This window comes from Mesorhizobium sp. B2-4-13, from assembly GCF_006658535.1.
Lineage (GTDB): Bacteria > Pseudomonadota > Alphaproteobacteria > Rhizobiales > Rhizobiaceae > Mesorhizobium > Mesorhizobium australicum.
This window is the reverse complement of the sequence record NZ_VFVB01000007.1, coordinates 337,501-359,702: the sequence shown is the minus strand read 5'-3', so window position 1 is coordinate 359,702 and position 22,202 is coordinate 337,501. Positions and strand designations below refer to the sequence as shown.

The 22,202-nt window shown below is 57.4% G+C and carries 13 protein-coding genes, 1 tRNA gene, 2 rRNA genes and 2 pseudogenes (1 of these 18 running past the window's edge); 9 read left to right on the top strand and 9 right to left on the bottom strand.

Features of this window, described 5'->3' with window-relative positions; all coding sequences use genetic code 11:
- The coding region (locus FJ936_RS21050; RefSeq protein ID WP_141906912.1) for an Ig-like domain-containing protein at positions 1–3,994 on the top strand (3,994 nt) is incomplete at its 5' end.
- A 93-nt stretch (positions 3,995–4,087) separates the two neighbouring features.
- Here FJ936_RS21050 and FJ936_RS21045 read toward each other — a convergent pair.
- The 6 genes from FJ936_RS21045 to FJ936_RS21020 form a co-directional block, all read right to left on the bottom strand.
- Positions 4,088–5,395: an HlyD family type I secretion periplasmic adaptor subunit gene (locus FJ936_RS21045; RefSeq protein WP_246680500.1), complete on the bottom strand. Its 1,308-nt coding sequence runs from the start codon at positions 5,393–5,395 to the stop codon at positions 4,088–4,090.
- A gap of 25 nt (positions 5,396–5,420) precedes the next feature.
- Positions 5,421–7,190 carry a type I secretion system permease/ATPase gene (locus tag FJ936_RS21040; RefSeq protein ID WP_141906910.1) on the bottom strand — a complete coding sequence of 590 codons (1,770 nt, stop codon included), beginning with the start codon at positions 7,188–7,190 and terminating at the stop codon, positions 5,421–5,423.
- 362 nt (positions 7,191–7,552) lie between these two features.
- The gene (locus FJ936_RS21035; RefSeq protein ID WP_141906909.1) at positions 7,553–7,975 is read right to left on the bottom strand and encodes a metalloregulator ArsR/SmtB family transcription factor; all 423 of its coding nucleotides are present in this window, start codon (positions 7,973–7,975) and stop codon (positions 7,553–7,555) included.
- 621 nt (positions 7,976–8,596) lie between these two features.
- Positions 8,597–9,532, bottom strand: coding sequence for a TIR domain-containing protein (locus FJ936_RS21030; protein ID WP_141906908.1), 936 nt, complete (start codon positions 9,530–9,532; stop codon positions 8,597–8,599).
- Positions 9,529–10,008: an E2 domain-associated cysteine-rich protein gene (locus FJ936_RS21025; protein WP_348643165.1), complete on the bottom strand. Its 480-nt coding sequence runs from the start codon at positions 10,006–10,008 to the stop codon at positions 9,529–9,531. The genes FJ936_RS21030 and FJ936_RS21025 overlap by 4 nt, the downstream gene beginning before the upstream one ends.
- A gap of 289 nt (positions 10,009–10,297) precedes the next feature.
- On the bottom strand, positions 10,298–11,836 hold the full coding sequence (locus FJ936_RS21020) for a transcriptional regulator (RefSeq protein ID WP_141906906.1): 1,539 nt from the start codon (positions 11,834–11,836) through the stop codon (positions 10,298–10,300).
- A 390-nt stretch (positions 11,837–12,226) separates the two neighbouring features.
- Between FJ936_RS21020 and FJ936_RS21015 the strand changes: the two genes are divergently transcribed.
- From FJ936_RS21015 to FJ936_RS20980, 8 genes and pseudogenes are all read left to right on the top strand, one after another.
- Entirely contained in the window at positions 12,227–13,096 is an 870-nt protein-coding gene (locus tag FJ936_RS21015) for an adenylate/guanylate cyclase domain-containing protein (RefSeq protein ID WP_210245827.1), read from the top strand.
- 115 nt (positions 13,097–13,211) lie between these two features.
- On the top strand, positions 13,212–13,607 hold the full coding sequence (locus FJ936_RS21010; protein ID WP_141906905.1) for a Pycsar system effector family protein: 396 nt from the start codon (positions 13,212–13,214) through the stop codon (positions 13,605–13,607).
- Between the two features lie 511 nt (positions 13,608–14,118).
- A complete protein-coding gene (locus tag FJ936_RS21005; RefSeq protein ID WP_141906904.1) occupies positions 14,119–14,499 on the top strand; it encodes a hypothetical protein in 381 nt (126 codons plus the stop codon).
- 430 nt (positions 14,500–14,929) lie between these two features.
- Positions 14,930–15,610 carry a hypothetical protein gene (locus tag FJ936_RS21000; RefSeq protein WP_141906903.1) on the top strand — a complete coding sequence of 227 codons (681 nt, stop codon included), beginning with the start codon at positions 14,930–14,932 and terminating at the stop codon, positions 15,608–15,610.
- 4 nt (positions 15,611–15,614) lie between these two features.
- Positions 15,615–15,965, top strand: a complete 351-nt coding sequence (locus tag FJ936_RS20995; RefSeq protein ID WP_141906902.1) for a calcium-binding protein — start codon at positions 15,615–15,617, stop codon at positions 15,963–15,965.
- Between the two features lie 29 nt (positions 15,966–15,994).
- Positions 15,995–16,332: pseudogene (locus FJ936_RS20990) on the top strand (hypothetical protein).
- Between the two features lie 222 nt (positions 16,333–16,554).
- Positions 16,555–16,981, top strand: a pseudogene (locus tag FJ936_RS20985) (DUF1810 domain-containing protein).
- A gap of 1,566 nt (positions 16,982–18,547) precedes the next feature.
- On the top strand, positions 18,548–18,739 hold the full coding sequence (locus FJ936_RS20980) for a hypothetical protein (protein WP_141906901.1): 192 nt from the start codon (positions 18,548–18,550) through the stop codon (positions 18,737–18,739).
- 168 nt (positions 18,740–18,907) lie between these two features.
- On the opposite strand, the gene FJ936_RS20975 is transcribed toward FJ936_RS20980, so the two are convergent.
- The 3 genes from FJ936_RS20975 to FJ936_RS20965 form a co-directional block, all read right to left on the bottom strand.
- Positions 18,908–18,984: transfer RNA gene (locus tag FJ936_RS20975), tRNA-Met, on the bottom strand.
- Positions 18,985–19,210: 226 nt separating this feature from the next.
- Positions 19,211–19,325: ribosomal RNA gene (gene rrf, locus FJ936_RS20970) — 5S ribosomal RNA — on the bottom strand.
- Between the two features lie 232 nt (positions 19,326–19,557).
- Positions 19,558–22,202: ribosomal RNA gene (locus FJ936_RS20965) — 23S ribosomal RNA — on the bottom strand (it continues 187 nt past the right edge of the window).

Here is a 22,202-nt window from a genome sequence, read left to right as displayed (position 1 = left end):
CCAGACCTATACGGTCACCGTCGCCGACAACAACGGCGGATCGGTCGACCAGCTCGTCACCATCACCATCACCGGCAATGAGGACGCCCCGACCATCACCGCGGCGGTCGACACCGGCGCCGTCGAGGAAGACACGCTGCCGACCTCGGCCTCCGGCACCATCGACTTCGCCGACGTCGATCTCACCGACACCCACACCGTCTCGGCCGCCCCGGCCGCCGGCGGCTATCTCGGCACCTTCACGCCCACCATCACCAATGTTTCGACCGGCGACGGCGCCGGCCAGGTGTCGTGGAGCTTCGCGGTCGACAATGCCGCCCTGCAGTTCCTGGCCGAGGGCCAGACCCTGACCCAGACCTATACGGTCACCGTCGCCGACAACAACGGCGGATCGGTCGACCAGCTCGTCACCATCACCATCACCGGCAGCAACGATGCACCCGTCATCGATCTCAACGGCGCCGGCATCGGCAATGACGCGACGGCTTTGTTCACGGAGCAGACGCCGCTGGTGATCTCGCCTTCGGCGACCGTAGCCGATGTCGACTCGGCCAACCTGACGTCCCTGACGGCGACGCTGACGGCGCGGCCCGATGGCAATGCAGTGGAATCCCTGTCGCTGAACGCCAGCGCCACGGCGGCTGCCGCCGGACTGACGGTGCTCTACACCGCAGGCACTGGCATTCTGTCGATCACCGGCTCGGCCGCGAAGGCCACCTACCAGACGATCCTCGACGGCATCGTCTACAACAACACCAGCGACACGCCGACGACGGCGGCTCGCACGGTCAACGTCGTTGCCAGCGATGGCACCGACAGCAGCGTCTTGCATAGCGTTACCATCAGCGTCACCCCGGTCAACGATGCACCCGTCATCGATCTCAACGGCGCCGGCATCGGCAATGACGCGACGGCTTTGTTCACGGAGCAGACGCCGCTGGTGATCTCGCCTTCGGCGACCGTAGCCGATGTCGACTCGGCCAACCTGACGTCCCTGACGGCGACGCTGGCGGCGCGGCCCGATGGCAATGCAGTGGAATCCCTGTCGCTGAACGCCAGCGCCACGGCGGCTGCCGCCGGACTGACGGTGCTCTACACCGCAGGCACTGGCATTCTGTCGATCACCGGCTCGGCCGCGAAGGCCACCTACCAGACGATCCTCGACGGCATCGTCTACAACAACACCAGCGACACGCCGACGACGGCGGCTCGCACGGTCAACGTCGTTGCCAGCGATGGCATCGACAGCAGCGTCTTGCATAGCGTCACCATCAGCATCACCCCGGTCAACGACGCGCCGGTGGCGGCCAACGACAGTTACACCTTCACCCACACGGACGGTACGGCGGGCACTCTGACGGTACCGTTGGCGACCGGAGTCCGTGCGAACGATACCGACGTGGACAATACAACGTCGTCACTACAAGTGGTGCTCGACTCGGGTCCCGCAGCGGGAACATTTACTTCGTTCACGCTCAATAGTGACGGCTCATTCTCTTACACCGCGCCCGGTATTTTCTTCGGCACAGCTAGCTTCACCTACCATGTCACCGACGGCTCGCTGTCGAGCAACACCGCGACAGCAACAATAATCGTTGCTCAGTCAGTGGCCGGTGGTGTCATCAACTTCGGTAACCACGATGACGCTGCTGACTTCTCATCCGCTCCGCTTAGCAACATTACAACCGTGATGATGGGGCAGGGCAAAGATACCTTGGTGACATCTTATCAGCACATTGGAGCAATCACGGAGTACCAAGGGAACCAAGGTAACAACGATGACATCACATTGGTTTTTTCTTCCAGCCAACTAGAAGAAATACTATCGAACGCGCCATTTGAAACCGCGCTGCAGAACTATCTGGACGGCAATATAAACAGCAGTCTCGACCTGTCCACGTCGAGTTGGCACGCAAAGGTAGACAATTCGTTCGAGACAGCCCATCTCGCACTTGCGATTCCTTCGCGTGGTTATATCACCTATTCAGCGATCGTTGCGAACCTGCCCGACCTCCTAGCGGGGGTGACCGGCAATGCCTCGGACAACACCCTGGTTGGCACGGCTGCAGGAGAGACAATTTCCGGCAACGATGGAAACGACATTCTCGTCGGCCTCGGTGGTGATGATACGTTGAATGGCGGCAATGGATCCGATTTGCTTCTTGGCGGAAGTGGGGTCGACACACTGACTGGCGGCGCGGGCGCTGATATCCTGGCCGGCGGTTCGGGCAATGATACATTCAAATATACGCTCGCGAACTCCACCGAGTCGAGCAACTCATCCGTCGATACAGTAACCGACTTCACGTCGGGATCTGACCACGTGCAGTTCACGACGGCTACCGGAATCACCGCGGTTCAGGGCGCCTTGGCGACTGGAACAAGTTCCGTTCTGTCGCATCAAACCGCCTGGTTCGTGGACACGGCGAACAACCAGACCATCGTGTTCGCCAATCCGACCGGTGGAGCGTTGAACGGCGGCAATGCAGGTCTTATTGAAGTTCATCTCGCTGGAGTGCCTTCGCTTCAGACAAGCGACTTCGTGCTCGGCGGCGCACCTGCCGGTGTGTCCGGACAGGCAATGGATCTCGGGTTGGCCGATCCGTCTGCCGATCGCATTGGCGCTGTCTCATTGACAATCACTGGGATTCCTGAGGGTTGGACTTTGAGCGAGGGCATGGACATAGGCAACGGCACCTGGATTTTGCAGGCCGATAACCTCGCCAAGTTGTCGCTCACGTCGCCCGACGGTTACGCAGGTGCCCTCGTCCTCAACATATCCGAAACCTGGACGAATGCCGACGGAAGCATCGGAAGTGGCTTAATCGCAACCAACGTCGAAGTCTTCGCACCCGGCAATCCCATCTACGCCGTGTCCGCCGAAGATCACCTGACTGGCTCTTCTGGCGCCGATCTGTTCGTGTTCGGCCAGCCGATCGCGGCCGATACCCTGCACAATTTCGATGTTGCGGCAGATAGGATCGACCTGATCGGGTTCAATGGTGTCAGCGTTTTCGGTGATCTCGCTATCGCCGAAGACGGCAGCGGTAACGCCGTGGTCACCGTCGGCTCCGGCGAGACGATCACCGTGCAGGGCGTCTCGGCCTCCGAGCTCGGCGCCGGCAACTTCCTCTTTGACCAGGAGCCGCTCACCCACAACGGCGGCACGATGTCGATCGTCGACGGTGCGATCATGCCGCTCGGCGGCACGATCGACAACACAGGTACGATCGCGCTCAACGGTGCGGGCTCGACCACGCAGGTCGAGGTGATCGCCAGCGGCATAACGCTGCACGGCGGTGGACAGATCATCCTGTCCGACAGCGATGCGAACGTGATCTCCGGCACGGCCGCCGATGTCACCCTGACCAATATGGACAACACGATCTCCGGCGCCGGCCAATTCGGCGGCGGACTGCTGGGCCTGAACAATCAAGGCACAATCATCGCCACCGGCACGCATACGCTGGTCATCGACACTGGCGGCAGCACAGTCGCCAACTCCGGGATTCTGGAGGCGACGGGATCGGGTGGGCTGACAATCAACGGTGCCGTCGCCAATTCCGGACTGATCTGGGCCAATGGCGGTGATATCACGATAGGTGGTCAGGTTACCGGCGACGGCTATGCGATCATCGGAAACATGTCGCAAATTGAGTTTCACGCAGCCTCTTCCACCAACGTCACCTTTGCGGCGGATGCTGCCGGCACCTTGCAGCTGGACGATTCATTCGATTTCAGCGGAAGCATCGCCGGCATCACCAATGATGACAAGGTGGACCTGGGAGACATCTTGTTCGGCACAGGAACATCGGCTGTCTATCATGTGAACCAGGACGGAAGTGGAGGAACGCTGCTGATTTCGGACGGTAGCCATGATGCCACGCTCCACATCATCGGCGCTTACGATGCGGACAGCTTCACGGTAGCCGACGATGGCACTGGCCGGACCGTGGTTGGCTACCATCCGGCGGACGATTTCCACTTCGTCTGACCACGGGTGCAAGGACCAAACTGAAGCGGGCGCCGGATCAACCGGCGCCCGCTGCAGATCTGAATTTCGGATATTCCAGACGCAGGGGCGGGCCTATCGCTCGCGGAATGCCCGCTGGAACGAGTCGACCAGTGGCTTGGTGAGATAAGCCAGAAACGTCCGCTCGCCCGTTGAGATGAATGTCTCGACGGGCATGCCCGGATAGATCTGCTCGGGCTTGACCTGCGGCGGCAGCTTGTCGGCCATTTTCAGCCGGACGGTGAAATAAGGCAGCCCCGTGCTGGAAGCAGTCAGCCGATCTGCCGAGATGTAGAACACCTTTCCGGATACTTTCGGCGTCGTGCGCGCATTGAGCGCCGTAAACATCATACTCGCATCCTGCCCCACCCGGATCGAGTCGATATCTTCGGGCTTTATCCTGGCCTCGACGATGAGCTCGTTCGTGGTCGGCAGGAGCTCCATCGCAACCTCTCCGGCTCTGATGACGCTGCCTTGAGAATTGTAGAGGGATCGAACGACGATGCCGTCGACCGGCGCCCGGATGGTCGTCCGGTCCAGGACCGATCGAGCAGCGTTGATTTGTTCCTCGAGGTCCGCGACCTGTGCCCGTGCTTTGTTCATGTCGGTCACGGCATCCTCGACCCGGCTGGTTGTTAGCCGTTCAATCTGTTGACGCGCTTCCACGGTCTGGGTTGCCGAACTGGCGATCTGCGCCTCTAGAGATCCCGCTTGGCCTACCAAGTCGGCGGTGCTGCGTAGAAGATCGGTGTATTCCGAACGATTTGTCAGTCCTCTTTCCAAAAGACGCTTTTTTCGTTCCGTTTCCGCATTGACGATTGCGAGCTGGTTTTCCGCGGCCCCCTTTTGAGCCTTTAGCCCAACAATGGCATCCTCAAGTGCTGCTACCCGTTGCTTCAGAATTCCCTGTTCTGCGGCATAGCGCGCTAACCGAGCCTGAAATTCCTTGCTTTGCTCTCCGAAGACATCGCTGTATTCGGAAGCGCCCGAATAGGCTCCCAGGTCACTGGACAAGACAATTTTCTCAAGTCCGTCCCGCTCTGCTTCGAGCCGCGAAATTTCAGCTTTTTGTGCAACCCACTGCTTGAGAACGCGGTTCAGCTGGGATTGCGCGACCGTCGGATCGAGCACGATCAGGGCCTGGCCTCTTGAGACCCTGTCGCCCTCCCGGACCTTGATGCTGCTGACCACGCCTCCTTCGAGGTGCTGGATCATGATATTTTGCCCAGCTGCTGCAACCACACCTGGCGCGATCGTCGCGCCCCCAATTGGTGCGGTGGCCGCCCAGAATCCGAATCCGAGCACGAAAACGGCCACGCTTCCAAAGCCGACCAACGTGATCCGATTCGTGCGTGTGTCGACATTGCGCTGCCAGCGATACACCTTCGCGTCCGCTTGGAGGGCTTGGCTAGGAACCATCCTTGGCGACCTTTATGTCAACGCGACCTGGTGACGGGAAAGGCACCACTCCTTCATTGTCATGCGACTGAGCGGCCACCGCCGCTGCCGCTTGGCCCCGTCGCTTGGCAAGTTGGTCGAGTACGTCCTTAGTCAAACCGTAAATTTCGACCTGACCATTTCGCAGCATGAGGATGCGATCGCATTTGGAAGCGAGGGAGGGTCGGTGGGTGATGACGAGCACGGTCGTTTTTCGTGAACGGGCCTGGATGATCGCCCGCTCGAGCGCGGCTTCGCCGTCCGAATCGAGATTTGCATTGGGCTCATCGAGAACCAACAGCTTGGGATCGCCGTAAAAGGCGCGCGCAAGCCCAATGCGCTGACGCTCGCCACCCGAGAGGCGAACGCCGGTCGGGCCGATCAACGTCGAATATCCATCCCTCTGACCCAAGATGAGCTCATGCACCTGCGCCTGTTGAGCTGCTTGAACCAATTTCCCGTCAGGCGCATCCGGCTCGAAACGAGTAATGTTCTGGCCGATGGTTCCTGGGAAAAGTTCTACATCCTGCGGAAGATAGCCAATATGGCCGCCGAGCTCCTCCGGATCCCAGTTTCGAATATCGCCGCCATCGATGCGGATCACCCCCGAGCGGGGCTCAATGGCACCAACTATGAGACGCGCCAGAGTTGATTTTCCAGCTTGGCTTGGCCCGACGATCGCGACTGTTTCGCCAGCGGGGACTTCAAAGGTCACCCGCTTTATGAGCGGTAGCGAGCCGTCGGCCGAACCAGGAAGATGATAGACTAACTGATCCGCGCTCAACGCTCCTTCGGGCGTTGGCAATGCGACATTTTCCTTTGATCCGGACCTCGATTGGACAGCTGAAAGCCGCTTCCACGCAACATTGGCGTCGATGATCTGCCGCCAACTTCCAACGATCTGATCGAGAGGTTGCAAGGCACGCGCGGAAATCATCGAGGACGCAAATATCATACCGGCAGTCATCTCGTTGTGCAGAACCAGATATGCGCCGACGCCCAATATCGCGATTTGCAGTACCGATCGTGTGGTGCGGGAGACACCACCATAAAATGCGTTAGTGCGAGCGAGCCCATTGGAGGCATGCAGAGAGCCGGAAAAACGGGTGCCCCAGAACTCTATCGCATTCGACACCATGCCGAGCGCGCGAACCGTTTCGAAGTTTCGCGCGAAGGCCTGCGCCGAATTCATTGCGGCGCCAAGATTCTCCGCCGCCTCTTTGCCAGGCCGCGAACTCGCGACTTGGTTCAGCACGGCAATAGATACCATGAGAACCGCCCCGACGACCGTTACAAGAAACAGCAACGGGTGGATGAAATAGAGGAGGCCCACGAAAATAGGCCCAAAAGGAAGATCGAAGAGAAAGAAGATGGTTCGCGAGGCGATAAATCCCCGCAGAGTGGCCAGGTCACGCAAGGCTTGAACATCGCCGAGTCCAGCGCGTGGGCCACTCATTGCGGCGAGAAAAGACGATGCGCCCAAAGAGACATCCAGGCGTGCGGCGAGTCGGCTCGCATAAACACCCCGTACGACTTCGAGCGCGCCGAAAAGTAAAAGCGACGCAAGCGCCAGCAAGGTAAGGTAGGTGAGAGTATCCAAGTTGGCGGCGGGCAAAACTCGATCATAGACCTGCAGCATGTAGAGGGGCAGGATCAGTATGAGCGTGTTCATCACCGCGGAGAAGAGGCCCATTTCGACCACGCTTCTCGATAGCACCTTTCGGTTTGTGGAACTGGACATGCCCCGAAATTGCCCCCAGCGAAATGCAAGCACATTAGGCAATGATCATATATCATTCGAGATTGTCACGCTATCGGCTGCGATTCTTTTTGAGAGCCATAGTAAAGACGGCCTACGCCGACTGAGGCGCTACGCCAGCAAAATCGGTGCATTTGAGGATGCTCGCCGGCTGCTGCGCGTACCCATCAGGCTCACGATCAACTGGCTCGGCAAATCTGATGTCCTTACCCTTTCTGCGCTGGTTGCGGTAGCCACACCCCTTTACCGGCCTTGATCAAGCTTGTCCCATGTTATGTTTCGGTCTCTGTCACTTGCTCGCAACTCGAAGGGGCGAACGCTCGTTGTCAAGCCAATCGGACGGCCTACCTTGATCGCCTCTTTCTGCAAGGTCGCTGCGGAACCCTAGATGGCAACGCAGGAAGCTCGTTCTTTCTGGCCAGATCATCAAGCAACCTGATGATAGCCTTGGCTTCTTCGGACTTGCAGGAATAATACCGCCAGCAGCCTTCGGTGCGGCAGTCGAGAACTCCATGTTCGACGAGCTCTCTTAGATGTAGCGAAATGGAGTGCTTAGTGCAGCCCACTGGGGAGAGCAGTTCTGACACCGTTCTTTCGCCATCCATCAAATGAATGAGTGTCAACAGGCGCTTGTCGTTGGCGATGGCCGCAAGCAACCGCGCCGCGACCGCCACCTGTTCGCGGAAGGAAAGGCGCTTGGTCGGACGCTGGCGCGGAGCAGGGTTGGCCTCGATTTCCGCAAGACCTTGTCTAACATTTGAAGTCATGCACGTGCCTCCGACCCCTGCGAAGCAGAAGCACTACGATGCATCTCTAGTCAAGCATATGCTAAAGAAGCAGCTCTCACCGGGATACCAGCCCTGGCGCTTCGTGTGGTTGGTGGTGATGGCAATGCACTGGTGATGGGGTCGATCTCATCGGCGAGCCTGCGATAGACCGAGAACCGTTGACCGGCATCAGGCCACAGACAATTCACCTGCGAAAGCCAACTGCATCAGGGCCGCCGCAATGGCCTTAACGCTTCTTTGGTTTCGTCTCCTAGACCCGCACCATCTAGCGGACCTCCTTGGCAAGAACGAAAGTTTTAGCCATCAGATAAGCGCCGTAAGGTGGTTGAAGCGAACTAGATCTAAACCGTATAAACTCGCTGCGAACGTTACACTAGCAGATGATTCTACGACAGCGCTGTATTGGCGGTAGCCCTCTTCGGCCTCGAACGCCCAGACATGCTTCGATCAAAGTCGCAACACTGCGGATCGATGCCGCCATTTTTTTCATCAGCACGCAAAATCAGCTGCAGGCTAAACGCAGAAAATTCGAAACGGTAACTCCAGCTGTGAAATCAACGACTTGCCCACGCATAATATACATTATACTAAATTACACTACTAACCGTTGAATGGCCCTTCCTTCTGGATGTGCCTTTTGAGCTGTGTATAGGCTGGACCAATGCTGGCCTGCGGCCGCTTTTCGTCAAATTTGTAAGTAAGTGTCATCATGCCGAGGGTGTCAGTGGGCAGTTTGACCCCTTCGTCGCGGGGCTCCATCAATAACGCCCTGCTGCGGCCGAGACGGCCCATGAAAAGCCCCAACTCAAAAATCACGTTGTCGCGCGGCGCCGGCCAGCGTTTATTACGACTTTTCGTAACATCGTCTGGAGTGGCAATGGCGACGCCAAAATCGCACTCGTCCAGCGACCGTTCCAGCGACTCTAACGCATAATCAGACAGCCGAAAGACGCCATCTTTCCAGATATCGACTTCTATCCCCTTGTCGTGCTCGAAAGACATTTGTAGAGCCTCCGCGACGGCAAGACCCTCTTTCGAGGATATCAGCAGGACCTTGGAAATGTCGCGGTGCTTCCCAACATGTCGGTTCCGCTCGCGGAGCCGTTTGGCGAGACCGCGCGCAATGGACTGATATAAAACGGGAAACGTGGCGCCCAGTTCAGCAAATTCATCACCGCTTAGACGCAACGCTTCCATTTTGTCCAAGGCTCTGACTGTCGCAGAACGGGGCTGAGAAGGCTCAATAGCGGCCATCTCTCCAACATGCTGCCCTGGGCCCCGTGTCGCCATTCTGTGCCCATTGACGAGGATTTCGCAGGAGCCAGCTAGGATCAGGAAGACGTCATCCGACTCGTCATCCTGAGTGATGAACGAGTTGCCTTCACTTATCGTCTCGAGGTGCCCCCTTTGGGCAATGTCTTCAATAAGTTCGGCCGAGCCAGCGAGCAGAACCTGGTCGTTAAGGGCGGCTCGCAGTCTGCGGCCGCCATCATCTGCGCCAAATCGAGATTTGCTCATTTTTGCGTCCTTGCTCATGCAGCTTTCTTGAGAGGGCAATCGTCCATCGTGCCGCAACACTGTCGACTGGCGAATACTTTCATGAAGTCGGCTTCAAGTCTTTGCGTTTGCTTCATCGCGATCACCAGCCGGGCAGCCGCCGAGGCATGGTCACCGCAATCGTTCATCGCTCTAGCTCGGCGGTGTTGACCGCAAATGCAGGCGCGCCGAACTGTAACTACCCGTGGAACTTCTTCCCAGACTGCCAAAATCTTCGTGTCGCCGCGCAGAAGCCGAAGAACACGGCCGTAGCCGCCTTTCACACCTTTTGCTAAGCGCAGATCACCGGCCAGGAGAGCATCGCTAAGCCCAAGTTGCGTTGCCAACTCTTCAGCCGCGTGCTGGTAGCGTGCAGCTTCCCCATGGGCGCGGCCACGTCTATTTGGCCATCGCCGAAGTTTGGCTGCCCTGAGCTGGAGCCTGAGGAAAGCTACAACCGTGGACCACCATTCCATCCCTGCAGCTGCGTCGTCGACATCTATCCCATCAACAGGTTTCCAATACAGGCAAAACGAGCCGCCCGGATTAATATGTCGATCGGGACAGAAGCCTGGCAGGTGCTCGGGTTTGACCTCGCGTACCGTAAGCAAGCCACCGTGACACTCAACGTTCAACCTGAAGGTCACAACCGCGTCACTTGTGCGCCTGATAGGCAGCGTGACTCGCAGTTCGGTGTCAGCCGAGCCTGTAATTACTGCTCCGACCTCCGATGCACGGACCCGAAGGATATCGATGACGGCACGATCACTCGTCGAGGTCATGGAGATGAGGCCGCAGGGGCATTTCGGCAGCCCGTTGGATTGCCGGAGAGGCTGAAGCTAGCGCTGCCTTGCGGGTTGCGCTGGCCTTTGCATCTCCGTCGTCAGCCAAGCCGTCGACGGCCTCGTCATAACCCAGCCCGGTAATTATCCGCGACTTTCCGAACAGGTTGCGTACGGCATCGGTGCCCTCATCGTACGCGACTTGGCCAATCGCGGTCTGACGACCATTACAACGTATTTGTTCGCCCTCTGCCGCATACGTGGCTCTGCTGACGGAACAGCGCAGGCGATCGCCTTGGATCCCCAAACGCGTGGCGGTCATCCACCCGTGTTCAAACCCAATTGCCAAGCCTAATTCACCGATATCAATGCCCTCGTCCTGCAGTTTTTCCAGCGCCAGGTCGAAGCTCGATCGCAAACCACCAGCGCACAGGATCACCGTACTGATTGTTTCCTCAACATCAGTCGTCTGAGAAGTCCCTTCACAAAGGAGGGCGTGGACGCAGTCGCCTATGAAACGGACGCGCCGACCACCGAAATCCCTGGCAATAACGCGATCAAGCTCTGCTCGCACGACGTGCAGGACCTTGACGACGTCCGCCGCGGACTTCGCCATGTTGTCCGCCACGAACTTGGTGAAGCCATCAAGGTCAGCATAGATGTTCACTGCCTCCTGGCGTCGTGACGTTTTTGGACCCAGTTCATTGAACCGCATCCCCTCGAGAGGGGGCGTATGCCGCGTGAACTGAAAATCGTTGATAGAGGAATTCTCGAAGTCTTTGCGCCAAGCAGCCACAATGCCGTCTTTTGTCGCCGGGAGGTTGGACTGCTCCTGGCAAGATTCGATTTCCGACTTAGACAGCGCCGTCGAGGATGGCTTGTCGACCGCCTTCAGGCCGATGGCCTCTCGGGCATTGTTCGTCAGGTAAATTCCCTCTCTGGACGCGCCAGACGCAAACTTTGCCGCCAGATTGGCGGGCGCTCCCAGGAACAGGGCTTCACGACTGTTGCGCCGGCCATTGTTGACGGCCAATGCCTCGCCGCTGTCGATTCCGACGCATACCTTTGCGTTAGCTATGTGCTCGTCATCGTCACCGGTTTCGCCCAAGACATCAATGATCAACTGGGCAACGGCTACCGCCTTCCGAATCCGCTTGGCCTCGGCATTCGCGTCGGTATTGTAAGGTTTGGTTACAACGCTATGCAGACGTTGGTTGTGGAAGTCCACGCGCTTCACGTCACAAGCGTCAAGGACGCGCTTCACGGCGCGCTGATGGAGATGCAAGAACCGTAGCGTGCGACGGTGGCACGTGATGCCCTCTTCACTTGTGCAGTTCAGCATCTCGTCAATATTGGTAATGTCCGCATAGAGGTGTGCGCCAAACACTCGATAAGCCTTGTCGACGGGAATAGCGTCAAGGCTCTTGTCTTTCGTGTATTCGACAACTTCGACGTCATCCACGTCGGCAATTCGATCCGAAATGTGCTTTTCCGCCCGAGCATGGCTCCAGCTATGGCTCATGTACCCGCTCCGAAATTTGCTTGCGACCGCCCTCGAATGTGGGGCCGAGATTAAGGTGTCGAACAATTGGGAACGGTGCGGCAACTCTGCAAGACTTAAAACAATATTTCAACAAATAAATCCTCAATCGACTTCGCTACGACAGCAAGCCTGACCTAAAGGCGAACGTCGAGTGGAATTCTCAGCCTGCGCGTCATGTGCCTTAGAGACGATGCGAAGGAACCGATTTAGGCGATTTCGCATATCTGAACCTTTGCATGACAGACCTAAAGAGATCCTTTGAAGTGGGCTGACGGTACCTACGCCATCCTCGACATCGCAAAACAGAAACGATTGCTTAATCGCCCTTGGGCTTAACAGTTGCGGGGGCAGCCGCACCAAGCCGAAGCGATGGCGACCGATTTTGGCGGCGAACACCTACCACGCGCTCGACTGCGGCAAGGGCAACAGCTGGGAGAGGCAACGGAAAAAGCGGAAGCCCGAAACTATTCCTGTGAGCTAACTTGCCCGCTTGTTCAAAAACGTCGAAGCAATCTCTATGTGTTCTGCTCGGGGGACTTAGCGGTGGCACTCAAAGACGATCTGCAAGCTGAAGTAAAGGCAATCTTCAAAGATCAGTGGGCCACAGGTCAGGGCACGGCGGTTCCGCACGAAGACAGCGTGACGCTGGGCAACGACGCCGTCCAGCTGAATGCTACGGTTCTCTATGCCGACCTGTCCGAATCGACAGGGCTTGTCGACAACTACAGGCCCGTCTTTGCGGCTGAGGTTTACAAGGCGTTCTTGCGCTGCTCCGCCAAAATCATCCGCAATTTCGGTGGAACTATTACGGCCTACGATGGCGACCGGGTCATGGCCGTGTACATTGGCGACTACAAGAATACCAACGCCGCAAAGACCGCGCTCAAAATCAATTGGGCCTGCAAATACCTCATCCAGCCCGCTTTGAAGGCGCAATATCCGAACAGTACCTATGTTCTGAACCACACCGTCGGCATCGACACCTCGGCGCTGCATGTGGCGCAAGCCGGCATTCGGGGCGCCCGCGACCTGGTGTGGATTGGGCGAGCCGCGAACTGGGCAGCCAAGCTCTGCGCGCTCGACCATTCCCATCCGACCTGGATTACCAAAGCGGTCTACGACAGCCTAGCGAACGAATCGAAGATAGCCGCTGACGGGCGAAACATGTGGGAATCAATGACGTGGAACAAGATGAACAACGCTTCCATCTATCGTTCTAACTTCTGGTGGCCTCTATGACCGACAAGCACGAAATCAGCCTCGAAGTCGCAGAACGCCAGCTCGACCGAATTATGGGGTTCTTTCCGCTATTGATTCCAAGGTCTCGGCTCTGTTTGCCATCGTTTCGGCGCAGGTGGCCTTTGCCGCCGTCAATCTCGCCATAGACGGCCTGAAAACATGGTGGGTGGGCATGCCCGCGTTCGTGTTTATCGTGTGCGTGGTCTGGACCGTTGCCAACCTCTACCGCTGCACGTTCCCGCATCTTGAGGGTGGGCATGCCTCCTTGATCTACTTCAAGGAAATCGCAAAGCTCACCGAAGGCGACTACCTGCAAAAGTACGGCTCAATTGATGAGGCCGCACTCAAGCGGGACCTGATGGGGCAAATCTGGCGCAACTCCGAAATTCTAGGGCTGAAGTATGATTATCTCAAACAGGCCACTCTAGCGGTGATGATTGCCATATTGCCGTGGTTCCTGCTGCTGCTTGGAACGTCATACGTTCATTGGAAGCTGCCGTTGTCGCCTTGAATGGTCATTCTACTCGTTCGGCAAAAAGGGCTTCAGCTTCCAAAACTGGTTAGATGAGAATGCACCTGGGTACATCGTCGTAGAGCGACCAACATTCGATTTTACCCCCGTACCGGTCGAGATCTGCCAACAGATATTGAGCCACGTCCAGAAGTGCGAGTCTAACTTTCTACATCCCAGTGATCATGGATTCGGGTGGAGTGGGCAGGACTGGTCAGGTGTGCCGGTGGATGAACGCTGTGGAACGAAGCGACGGCTAGCCCTGGCTTCATAACCTAGGTATGTAGCGCTCTTGACTGCCTGATCGCGCCGGATAAATTCATGCCGTGCCTTGAGAGAAGCGGCCCTGGGTATCTTGGCTAAGCCGCGTGATGACCGACGACGGGGGAGCCCTTACGTCGTAGACAACGAGCAGCACGGCTGCCCAAGACAACTCCTTGAACAATCAACTGGCCCGCTGACCCGCTCATGCACGTCTGCGGCCGAACGAACACGTTTGGAGATTGGAGTCATGTGGACACAGAGTGGCTATTGGTGGGCGATTAGCATTCGGCAGGAGGATGATCGGCCCGAGATCATCGACGTAGGTTCTTATTCCTTTGGCCAAATGGCCAATCGCGTCGGAGATGCCGATCCATTCGACTTAATAGAATTCGAGCTACTGCAACGGCTTGATACGAGCCTCTGGCCAACGGAGGGCGCCATCGATCCATCGACAGTTCGCGAGGGCTATTGGTGGGCGCTCGACCCGGCAGAGAACGCATATCAGATCGTCTTGGTGGGCAAAGATGGGGCAGTTCGAACCTTCAATGGAGATTTCGATAGTCGTCTGGACGAGTTCGAATTTCTGATACCTCTGGATCTCATTCCCGCGGCTCGCTCCGATCACTAGGGCCTGTCGCCGTCACGTTGGCGGCTCGAGCGTCACCCCAAACCCTAGTCATGTCGCCTCCTGATCTGCTGCGACACGCTCCATGGCCAACCTTGATGAGTACGCCCTCGTTGGACATCCGAATGAGCTAGCAACGAGCTGAACGGTGCGCGGACAGACGCAATTCTGCCGATGCGGCTATCTGAACCCCTTGATATCAGCGCCGCAACTCGGTTGAAGCAAAACGAGATCTAATCGTATAAACTCACCGCGAATGGTCCGTTAGCAGACGATTTCAACAACAGCGCTGTATTGGCGGTAGACCTCTACCGACTCGAACCCCCATAGATGCTTGGATCAAAATTGTACCACAGGGGATCGAAACGTCTATACCTGCCCCTGCCTGCGGGGAAACTTGTCGACATGCGGGATTTACGTCAATTCATCTTGCATGAGCGAGCTGGCCACGAGCCGCTTGAAATCGAACGTTGAAACCCAAGGAAATCTCGCTTTCGGCGCACTGCTATATTGCTGCGTTGGTGGCGACGGCAGTTTACCAAGTGGAAAATCGTGCCTTGCGCAACTATTCACTTTAGCAGATGCTCATCTTCGGACTTGGGAGGGCTCGGGGATGAACAGAAGATCGTTGATGGCGCTTGGCGCCACTGTGCTGCTTTGCGGTTGTCAGACTAGCAACCAAGCCGACTACATGCAGATCGGATACGGACCAAGTTTCGAGGTCGCGCATGCTCAATGCGAGATGCAGAAGAGGTCGGCGGATCAAGGCTATCTTGCCATCGGATCACCGGCTTTTGTTGCAGGCGCCGGTCTAGGCAACGCGCTCGGCAACGCCGTCGCCGAAGACCAATATATGAAGAACTGCCTGATCCTAAACGGTTGGAAGCGCGCGCCGCACGGTCAGGGCGCCGCCGCGGTGGCGGCCGTCGCCACCGGTGCACCACCAACTCACTACGGGATACAGCGAGCGCCGGGCAGTTGGCTGAACACCGCCCTTCTGGATTGGTCGGCCGCCAACAACAAATGCATCGCCGGCGACAAGGCCGCTTGCGCCACTCGAGCCAGGCTTGGCGCGCAGCTCAGAGCCGCTGGCGTCAGCCCAGCGCCGGTCTAGAGCGATGCGGCCGAACCTCGGGATCTGTATTGGCGTTGCTCTCGCCCTCAGCGGTTGCGGCGCGGACTATCTGAACAATTACGACAGCGTGACCCTCGCGGCCGGCGACGCCAACCGCGCCAACACCCTCGCCCAGACCGTCGACCCGTACAACCCGAGCAGCCGGAACACGCACATCGAGGGCGACGGCCAACGGATCGCAGGCGTCGTCCAGAGGTATCTCGGGGTCGCCCCTGCCTCCGGGACGGTGCCAAACAGCGGGGGCGATCTCGACTGCGCCGGCGGCAAGGGAAACAATCCTGTGGTGCCGCCGAACACCCCAATCAGCGGACCGGACGTGAATGGCCTGGACTGAAATCACGACGGCATCGGCTGCAACAGTCATTGAGAAATGGGCGCTATCGAGACAGAGATGTCGCGGACAACGAGTATAACCGTCGCCGGTATCGCCGACGTAGGCGGCCGCCCGAACGGGCGCAATGGTGGGTTGGCCTGCTCGGCCTCTTGGCGCTGCTGGGCATCGGCCTAGCCATCCAGATTGGCCCCGAATTCACCAACTGCAACATCAAAGGCAACATCAGCTACAACACCGGCGAGCGCATCTATCACGTGTCGGACCAGGAATATTACAGCGAGACGGGCATAAGCCTTCTCAGGGCGAGCGCTGGTTCTGCTCGGAGGAATCAGCCAGAGCCGCCGGCTGGCGCAAGGCTCGGCGGTGACGGACACCAGCCACTGGCCAACCGACCCGGTTTACGAACCTCGTGACTACGTACTCATCCTCGAGCTTTCGGAAGCGGGTGATCTGCCGCCGACGTGGTAGGCGCTGCGGAAGGCCGTTGATGATGGCGTCGAGGGTTTCGGCGAGGTAGGCAACGGGATTGATGAGAGCAGCGCCCAGGCGATCACGCCCCGGCCTGGATCGTTCGTGCCGAGGCGTAAGCATGGCGGCTGACGACCCATCCGACCTGACCCGCTTTCGTACCGCACAGGAGCCGGTTTTCGAAGCAGCGGTGGCAGAGCTGCGCGCTGGCCACAAGCGTTCCCACGGGATGTGGTTCGTTTTCCCCAGCTGCGCGGACTTGGGCACTCGCCGACCGCCCAGCTCTATGGAATCTCCTCCCAGGATGAAGCGCGGGCGTACCTCGCGGATGCCGTCCTTGGCCAACGCCTGCGTCATGCGACAGCGGCGGCTCTCAGTGTAAGCGGCCGCTCAGCACAGGAGATCTTCGGCTCTCAGACGATTTGAAGTTCCGGTCAACAATGACGCTATTTGGCGAAACCGCCGGCCTTGACGGCTCAATCTTCCGGCAGGCGCTAGACCGGTTCTTTGGAGGTGAGCGTGACCAGCACACGCTGGACCTGCTCTGAACAGCGCGACGCATGCGCCGGTCACGGTGATCCCCTGGCAGGCAGCGTCATCGCCGTCCAAGAGATCTTGGCCGGTTGACAATGGCTCTTGATCAGCCCGACCGCCGTAGAGTCGAGGCCGAAGGCTTGGGCCGGATTGTGGTGAAAGGGGAAGATCTGGGGACCAGATGTCGTGCAAGAAGATATCGAAGGCAACTGATCGGATGGCTCTTCGAGGCGGCAATCAGTCATTAGTCGCTTTCAAACGCCGGAAGAGGTTCCGGTAAGGCCGGAAAAACCGCTCTTTGCCGCCATCTCGAGTTGCGAGGAAGTCGAATGGATGAGCCATCTGAAGTACAAGATTCCGTTCTCAAAGATGTTTTAGAACTCTCCGCTTATTCTGAGTATGGGGCTGTAGTGACCATAGTTGATGTGGCAGGAAGACGTCTTCGCCTTCATGTCAGTATCATCAGAGGAGAACTGCTTTGCGAGCGGATTGCGGACGCGCTGGAGTGCCGGTATGGGGCTTAAACCCATCGAACCCGAGCGAAGGCCCCCGATCAGCGGATATCCGGATAGGAGCTAGATGGACGATAGCATTCACGAGACAATCTGCGATATGGGACGGGTTGGAGACACGGCATAATCCCGGAGCAAACTACCGCTACCTGTTTTTGGCTTGCATCAAATTAACTATTTAGGGCCGCAGCGAATGGGCAAAAAAGGCTCGCCTCTTCGGAAGGGCGAGCCAAAAAAGGGGCAAGCCGCTTACATCCTGTGGCGCAAATCAACGGCCCTTCTTCCCGCACAGTAATACAGTAGTAGCCGGTTATGCTATCATCCGCGTCATGGGGAAGAAGGCGACGCGTCGGTGACTTCGCCCGAACAAACCGTCCGTCGCGGCGCTACCGTTCGCGAACCTGATGGGCGGCCCAACTCAGGACTACTTGGCCGACAGCAGGCCCGACGACATCATCACCGGACCGGTGCGCCAGCTGGACAATAATGTCGATGCCCGGGCCGGCCTGAAAATCCGCTTCTGATCATCTGTGCCTTGAAGCTGCCGGACTGCTTTTGGCCCTTAAAGCCGGCGCGGGACCGTTCTACAATCAGAGACCGATTGGGGTTTTTTAGAAGTTCCATACTTTCTGCATTGCGCCTCCGGTGGACTGCGCGTGCACAAGTGGATGCTGGGTGTATCGATCCGCAGCCGTGCAAATTTGATCGGAGTCCCATTCTGGGGGTTCGCGTCGGTAGAGGGCAAATATAAAGCCTGGCTCCATGACAACTCGCTCTCGTCACCCAGACAAACCCTGCAGCAATTCGCTCAGCAGCGGCTGGATATGAAACGAGCCCGGAAAGCGGAACGTGCGGAATTGCCAGGACACCGTGGACGCAGGCACCGGCCCTTCTAACGCACTGGACGCACCGGCCGATAGAGGTTCTGGCCTATCTCCCTATTGGCGATCGCGCTAAGCACTTGCTGCTCGCGGTGTTTGACCTCGTTCAAGGCTCACGGCCCTGAGCATATCGAGCGTAAGCTCTGCGTTAACGGCTTGTTCGCCGCTCGCCATTTAGCATCCGCTCATGGACGTCGATGACCTCATTGATGCTGTGAAGGCATCCCCAAAGCGCGCTCGGCTCGGCATTGCGATCGCAACGATGGCCATTGTCGCCGCTGTTGCCGGGGTCGGCGTGGCGTTGAAAGGCGCCATCCACGATGAGCCGCAGCTGCCAGCGGTCGATATCGGTCAGATACTGCACCCAGGCGTGACTTGATCCGGTCTTAAGGCTCGACAGCGGGTGATAGCCTCTCTCGGGGGTAGTCCGGGCCGCGACGTCAGCCCTGACCGTCGCCCGAAATCGGAACTCCGTTCGCGTTTCAGAACCGCGAAACGCAAAAACCGCCCCGGTCAGACCGGGACGGTTATTGATTTATGATGAAATTGGTTGCGGGGACAGGATTTGAACCTGTGACCTTCAGGTTATGAGCCTGACGAGCTACCGGGCTGCTCCACCCCGCGTCACCTCTAGGCAAGCGTTTGCTTGCTAATCTAGGCAAGCGTTTGCTTGCTTTTTGGCTTTGCCAAATGAAAGGGCCGCTTAGAGCGGCCCGGGATCCCTTGGCGGGCCTTTATGGATGTCGCCCAAAAGAGTTAGCGGTTTGGGGCAACGACATGCATCGAACGACGTGCAGAGAAGATTTCACTGTCATCCGATTGGATGAGGGTTTGAACGTGCGTTTTGCAGACCTGGCAGCGACCTACTCTCCCGCGTCTTGAGACGAAGTACCATCAGCGCTGGAGCGTTTCACGGCCGAGTTCGGAATGGGATCGGGTGCAGCCGCTCCGCCATAACCACCAGGTCGGCAAAACGCACGTTATTCGAGAAGCTGGAATAGGGAATAGTGAGTAGCGAATAGTGAGTAGGGGATACCTATTCGCCATCCGCAGTTTGCTTCCGGGCAAAGCCCGCAAGCGCGACTGCGTGTCGCCGGTCGTCCGGCGCCCTCGCTTAAGCTTAGGCCCGTAAGGGCCGCTCATGCGTGAGCGCTGGTCAGACCATTTGACTTCGTCAAATGGATATTAGGAATGAGAACGATCAAGCCGATCGAACTATTAGTACCGGTAAGCTTCAAGCGTTGCCGCTCTTCCACACCCGGCCTATCAACGTGGTCGTCTTCCACGGTTCTCAGGGAATACTCGTTTTAAGGTGGGTTTCCCGCTTAGATGCCTTCAGCGGTTATCCCGTCCGGATATAGCTACCCTGCTATGCGGCTGGCGCCACAACAGGTCCACCAGAGATCCGTCCATCCCGGTCCTCTCGTACTAGGGACAGATCCTTTCAATATTCCTACACCCACGGCAGATAGGGACCGAACTGTCTCACGACGTTCTGAACCCAACTCACGTACCGCTTTAAATGGCGAACAGCCATACCCTTGGGACCTGCTCCAGCCCCAGGATGCGATGAGTCGACATCGAGGTGCCAAACAACCCCGTCGATATGGACTCTTGGGGGTCATCAGCCTGTTATCCCCGGCGTACCTTTTATCCGTTGAGCGATGGCCCTTCCACGCGGGACCACCGGATCACTATGACCGACTTTCGTCTCTGCTCGACTTGTCAGTCTCGCAGTCAGGCAGGCTTATGCCATTGCACTCAGCGAACGATTTCCGACCGTTCTGAGCCCACCATCGCGCGCCTCCGTTACTCTTTAGGAGGCGACCGCCCCAGTCAAACTACCCACCATACATTGTCCCGGACCCGGATAACGGGCCGCGGTTAGACATCCATAGTGATAAGGGTGGTATTTCAAGGGTGGCTCCACCTGAGCTGGCGCCCAGGTTTCAAAGCCTACCACCTATCCTACACATGCCACTACGAATGCCAATGTAAAGCTATAGTAAAGGTGCACGGGGTCTTTCCGTCTAACCGCAGGAACCCCGCATCTTCACGGGGAATTCAATTTCACTGAGTCTATGCTGGAGACAGCGGGGAAGTCGTTACGCCATTCGTGCAGGTCGGAACTTACCCGACAAGGAATTTCGCTACCTTAGGACCGTTATAGTTACGGCCGCCGTTTACTGGGGCTTCGATTCAGAGCTTGCACCCCTCCTCTTAACCTTCCAGCACCGGGCAGGCGTCAGACCCTATACGTCGTCTTGCGACTTCGCAGAGCCCTGTGTTTTTGATAAACAGTCGCTACCCCCTGGTCTGTGCCACCCTCCTCCACTTGCGTGGAAAAGGGTCACGCTTCTTCCGAAGTTACGCGTGCAATTTGCCGAGTTCCTTCAGCATAGTTCTCTCAAGCGCCTTGGTATACTCTACCAGACCACCAGTGTCGGTTTCGGGTACGGTTTATAAGGAGGAGCTATTTCCTGGAACCACGCAGCAGCCCGTTCAATCCGATAAGATTGGACTACCTCAATGATCCGTCACTACCTCCAAGCCCACGAATATTAACGTGGTTCCCATCGACTACGCGTTTCCGCCTCGTCTTAGGGGCCGGCTAACCCTGCTCAGATTAGCTTTAAGCAGGAACCCTTGGTCTTTCGGCGGGGGAGTCTCTCACTCCCCTTACGTTACTCATGTCAGCATTCGCACTTCTGATACCTCCACCACCCCTCACGGGTATGGCTTCGTCAGCTTACAGAACGCTCCGCTACCGCTTGGCCCTTGCGGACCAAACCCTAAGCTTCGGTGTATGGCTTTAGCCCCGTTACATTTTCGGCGCAAAGACCCTTATTTAGACCAGTGAGCTGTTACGCTTTCTTTAAATGATGGCTGCTTCTAAGCCAACATCCTGGTTGTTTTGGGATCCTCACATCCTTTCCCACTTAGCCATAACTTGGGGACCTTAGCTGTAGGTCAGGGTTGTTTCCCTTTTCACGACGGACGTTAGCACCCGCCGTGTGTCTGCCGACTAGTACTCCCAGGTATTCGGAGTTTGGTTAGGTTTGGTAATCCGGTGAGGACCCCTAGCCCATCCAGTGCTCTACCCCCTGGGGTATTCGGTCGACGCTCTACCTAAATAGATTTCGCGGAGAACCAGCTATTTCCGAGTTTGATTGGCCTTTCACCCCTAGCCACAAGTCATCCCGAACTATTGCAACAGTTATGGGTTCGGTCCTCCAGTAAGTGTTACCTTACCTTCAACCTGCTCATGGCTAGATCACTCGGTTTCGGGTCTAATGCGACGAACTGAACGCCCTGTTCAGACTCGCTTTCGCTGCGCCTACACCTAGCGGTTTAAGCTTGCTCGTCACACTAAGTCGCTGACCCATTATACAAAAGGTACGTGGTCACCCAGGACGAACCTTGGGCTTCCACTGTTTGTAGGCAACCGGTTTCAGGTACTCTTTCACTCCCCTTGTCGGGGTGCTTTTCACCTTTCCCTCACGGTACTAGTTCGCTATCGGTCATGCACGAGTACTTAGGCTTGGAGGGTGGTCCCCCCAATTTCAGACAGGATTTCACGTGTCCCGCCTTACTCGAGGACGATTGATTGCATTACGCGTACGGGGCTGTCACCCACTATGGCCCTACTTTCCAGAAGGTTCCGCTTGTCTCTCAATCGCCACTGGCCTGGTCCGGGTTCGCTCGCCACTACTTCCGGAGTCTCGGTTGATGTCCTTTCCTACGGGTACTTAGATGTTTCAGTTCCCCGCGTTCGCCACTTTATCCCTATGTATTCAGGATAAGTTACCTATATCTGATACTTGGAAACCACAGCAGCACCA

Excerpts from the sequence above, each read along its gene's own strand:
- FJ936_RS21040 (WP_141906910.1), bottom strand. The coding sequence starts at position 7,190 with ATGTCCAGTTCCACAAACCGAAAGGTGCTATCGAGAAGCGTGGTCGAA.
- FJ936_RS21035 (WP_141906909.1), bottom strand. The coding sequence starts at position 7,975 with ATGACTTCAAATGTTAGACAAGGTCTTGCGGAAATCGAGGCCAACCCT.
- FJ936_RS21030 (WP_141906908.1), bottom strand. The coding sequence starts at position 9,532 with ATGAGCAAGGACGCAAAAATGAGCAAATCTCGATTTGGCGCAGATGAT.
- FJ936_RS21025 (WP_348643165.1), bottom strand. The coding sequence starts at position 10,008 with ATGGAATGGTGGTCCACGGTTGTAGCTTTCCTCAGGCTCCAGCTCAGG.
- FJ936_RS21020 (WP_141906906.1), bottom strand. The coding sequence starts at position 11,836 with ATGAGCCATAGCTGGAGCCATGCTCGGGCGGAAAAGCACATTTCGGAT.
- FJ936_RS21015 (WP_210245827.1), top strand. The coding sequence starts at position 12,227 with ATGGCGACCGATTTTGGCGGCGAACACCTACCACGCGCTCGACTGCGG.
- FJ936_RS21005 (WP_141906904.1), top strand. The coding sequence starts at position 14,119 with ATGTGGACACAGAGTGGCTATTGGTGGGCGATTAGCATTCGGCAGGAG.
- FJ936_RS21000 (WP_141906903.1), top strand. The coding sequence starts at position 14,930 with ATGAGCGAGCTGGCCACGAGCCGCTTGAAATCGAACGTTGAAACCCAA.
- FJ936_RS20995 (WP_141906902.1), top strand. The coding sequence starts at position 15,615 with ATGCGGCCGAACCTCGGGATCTGTATTGGCGTTGCTCTCGCCCTCAGC.
- FJ936_RS20980 (WP_141906901.1), top strand. The coding sequence starts at position 18,548 with ATGGACGTCGATGACCTCATTGATGCTGTGAAGGCATCCCCAAAGCGC.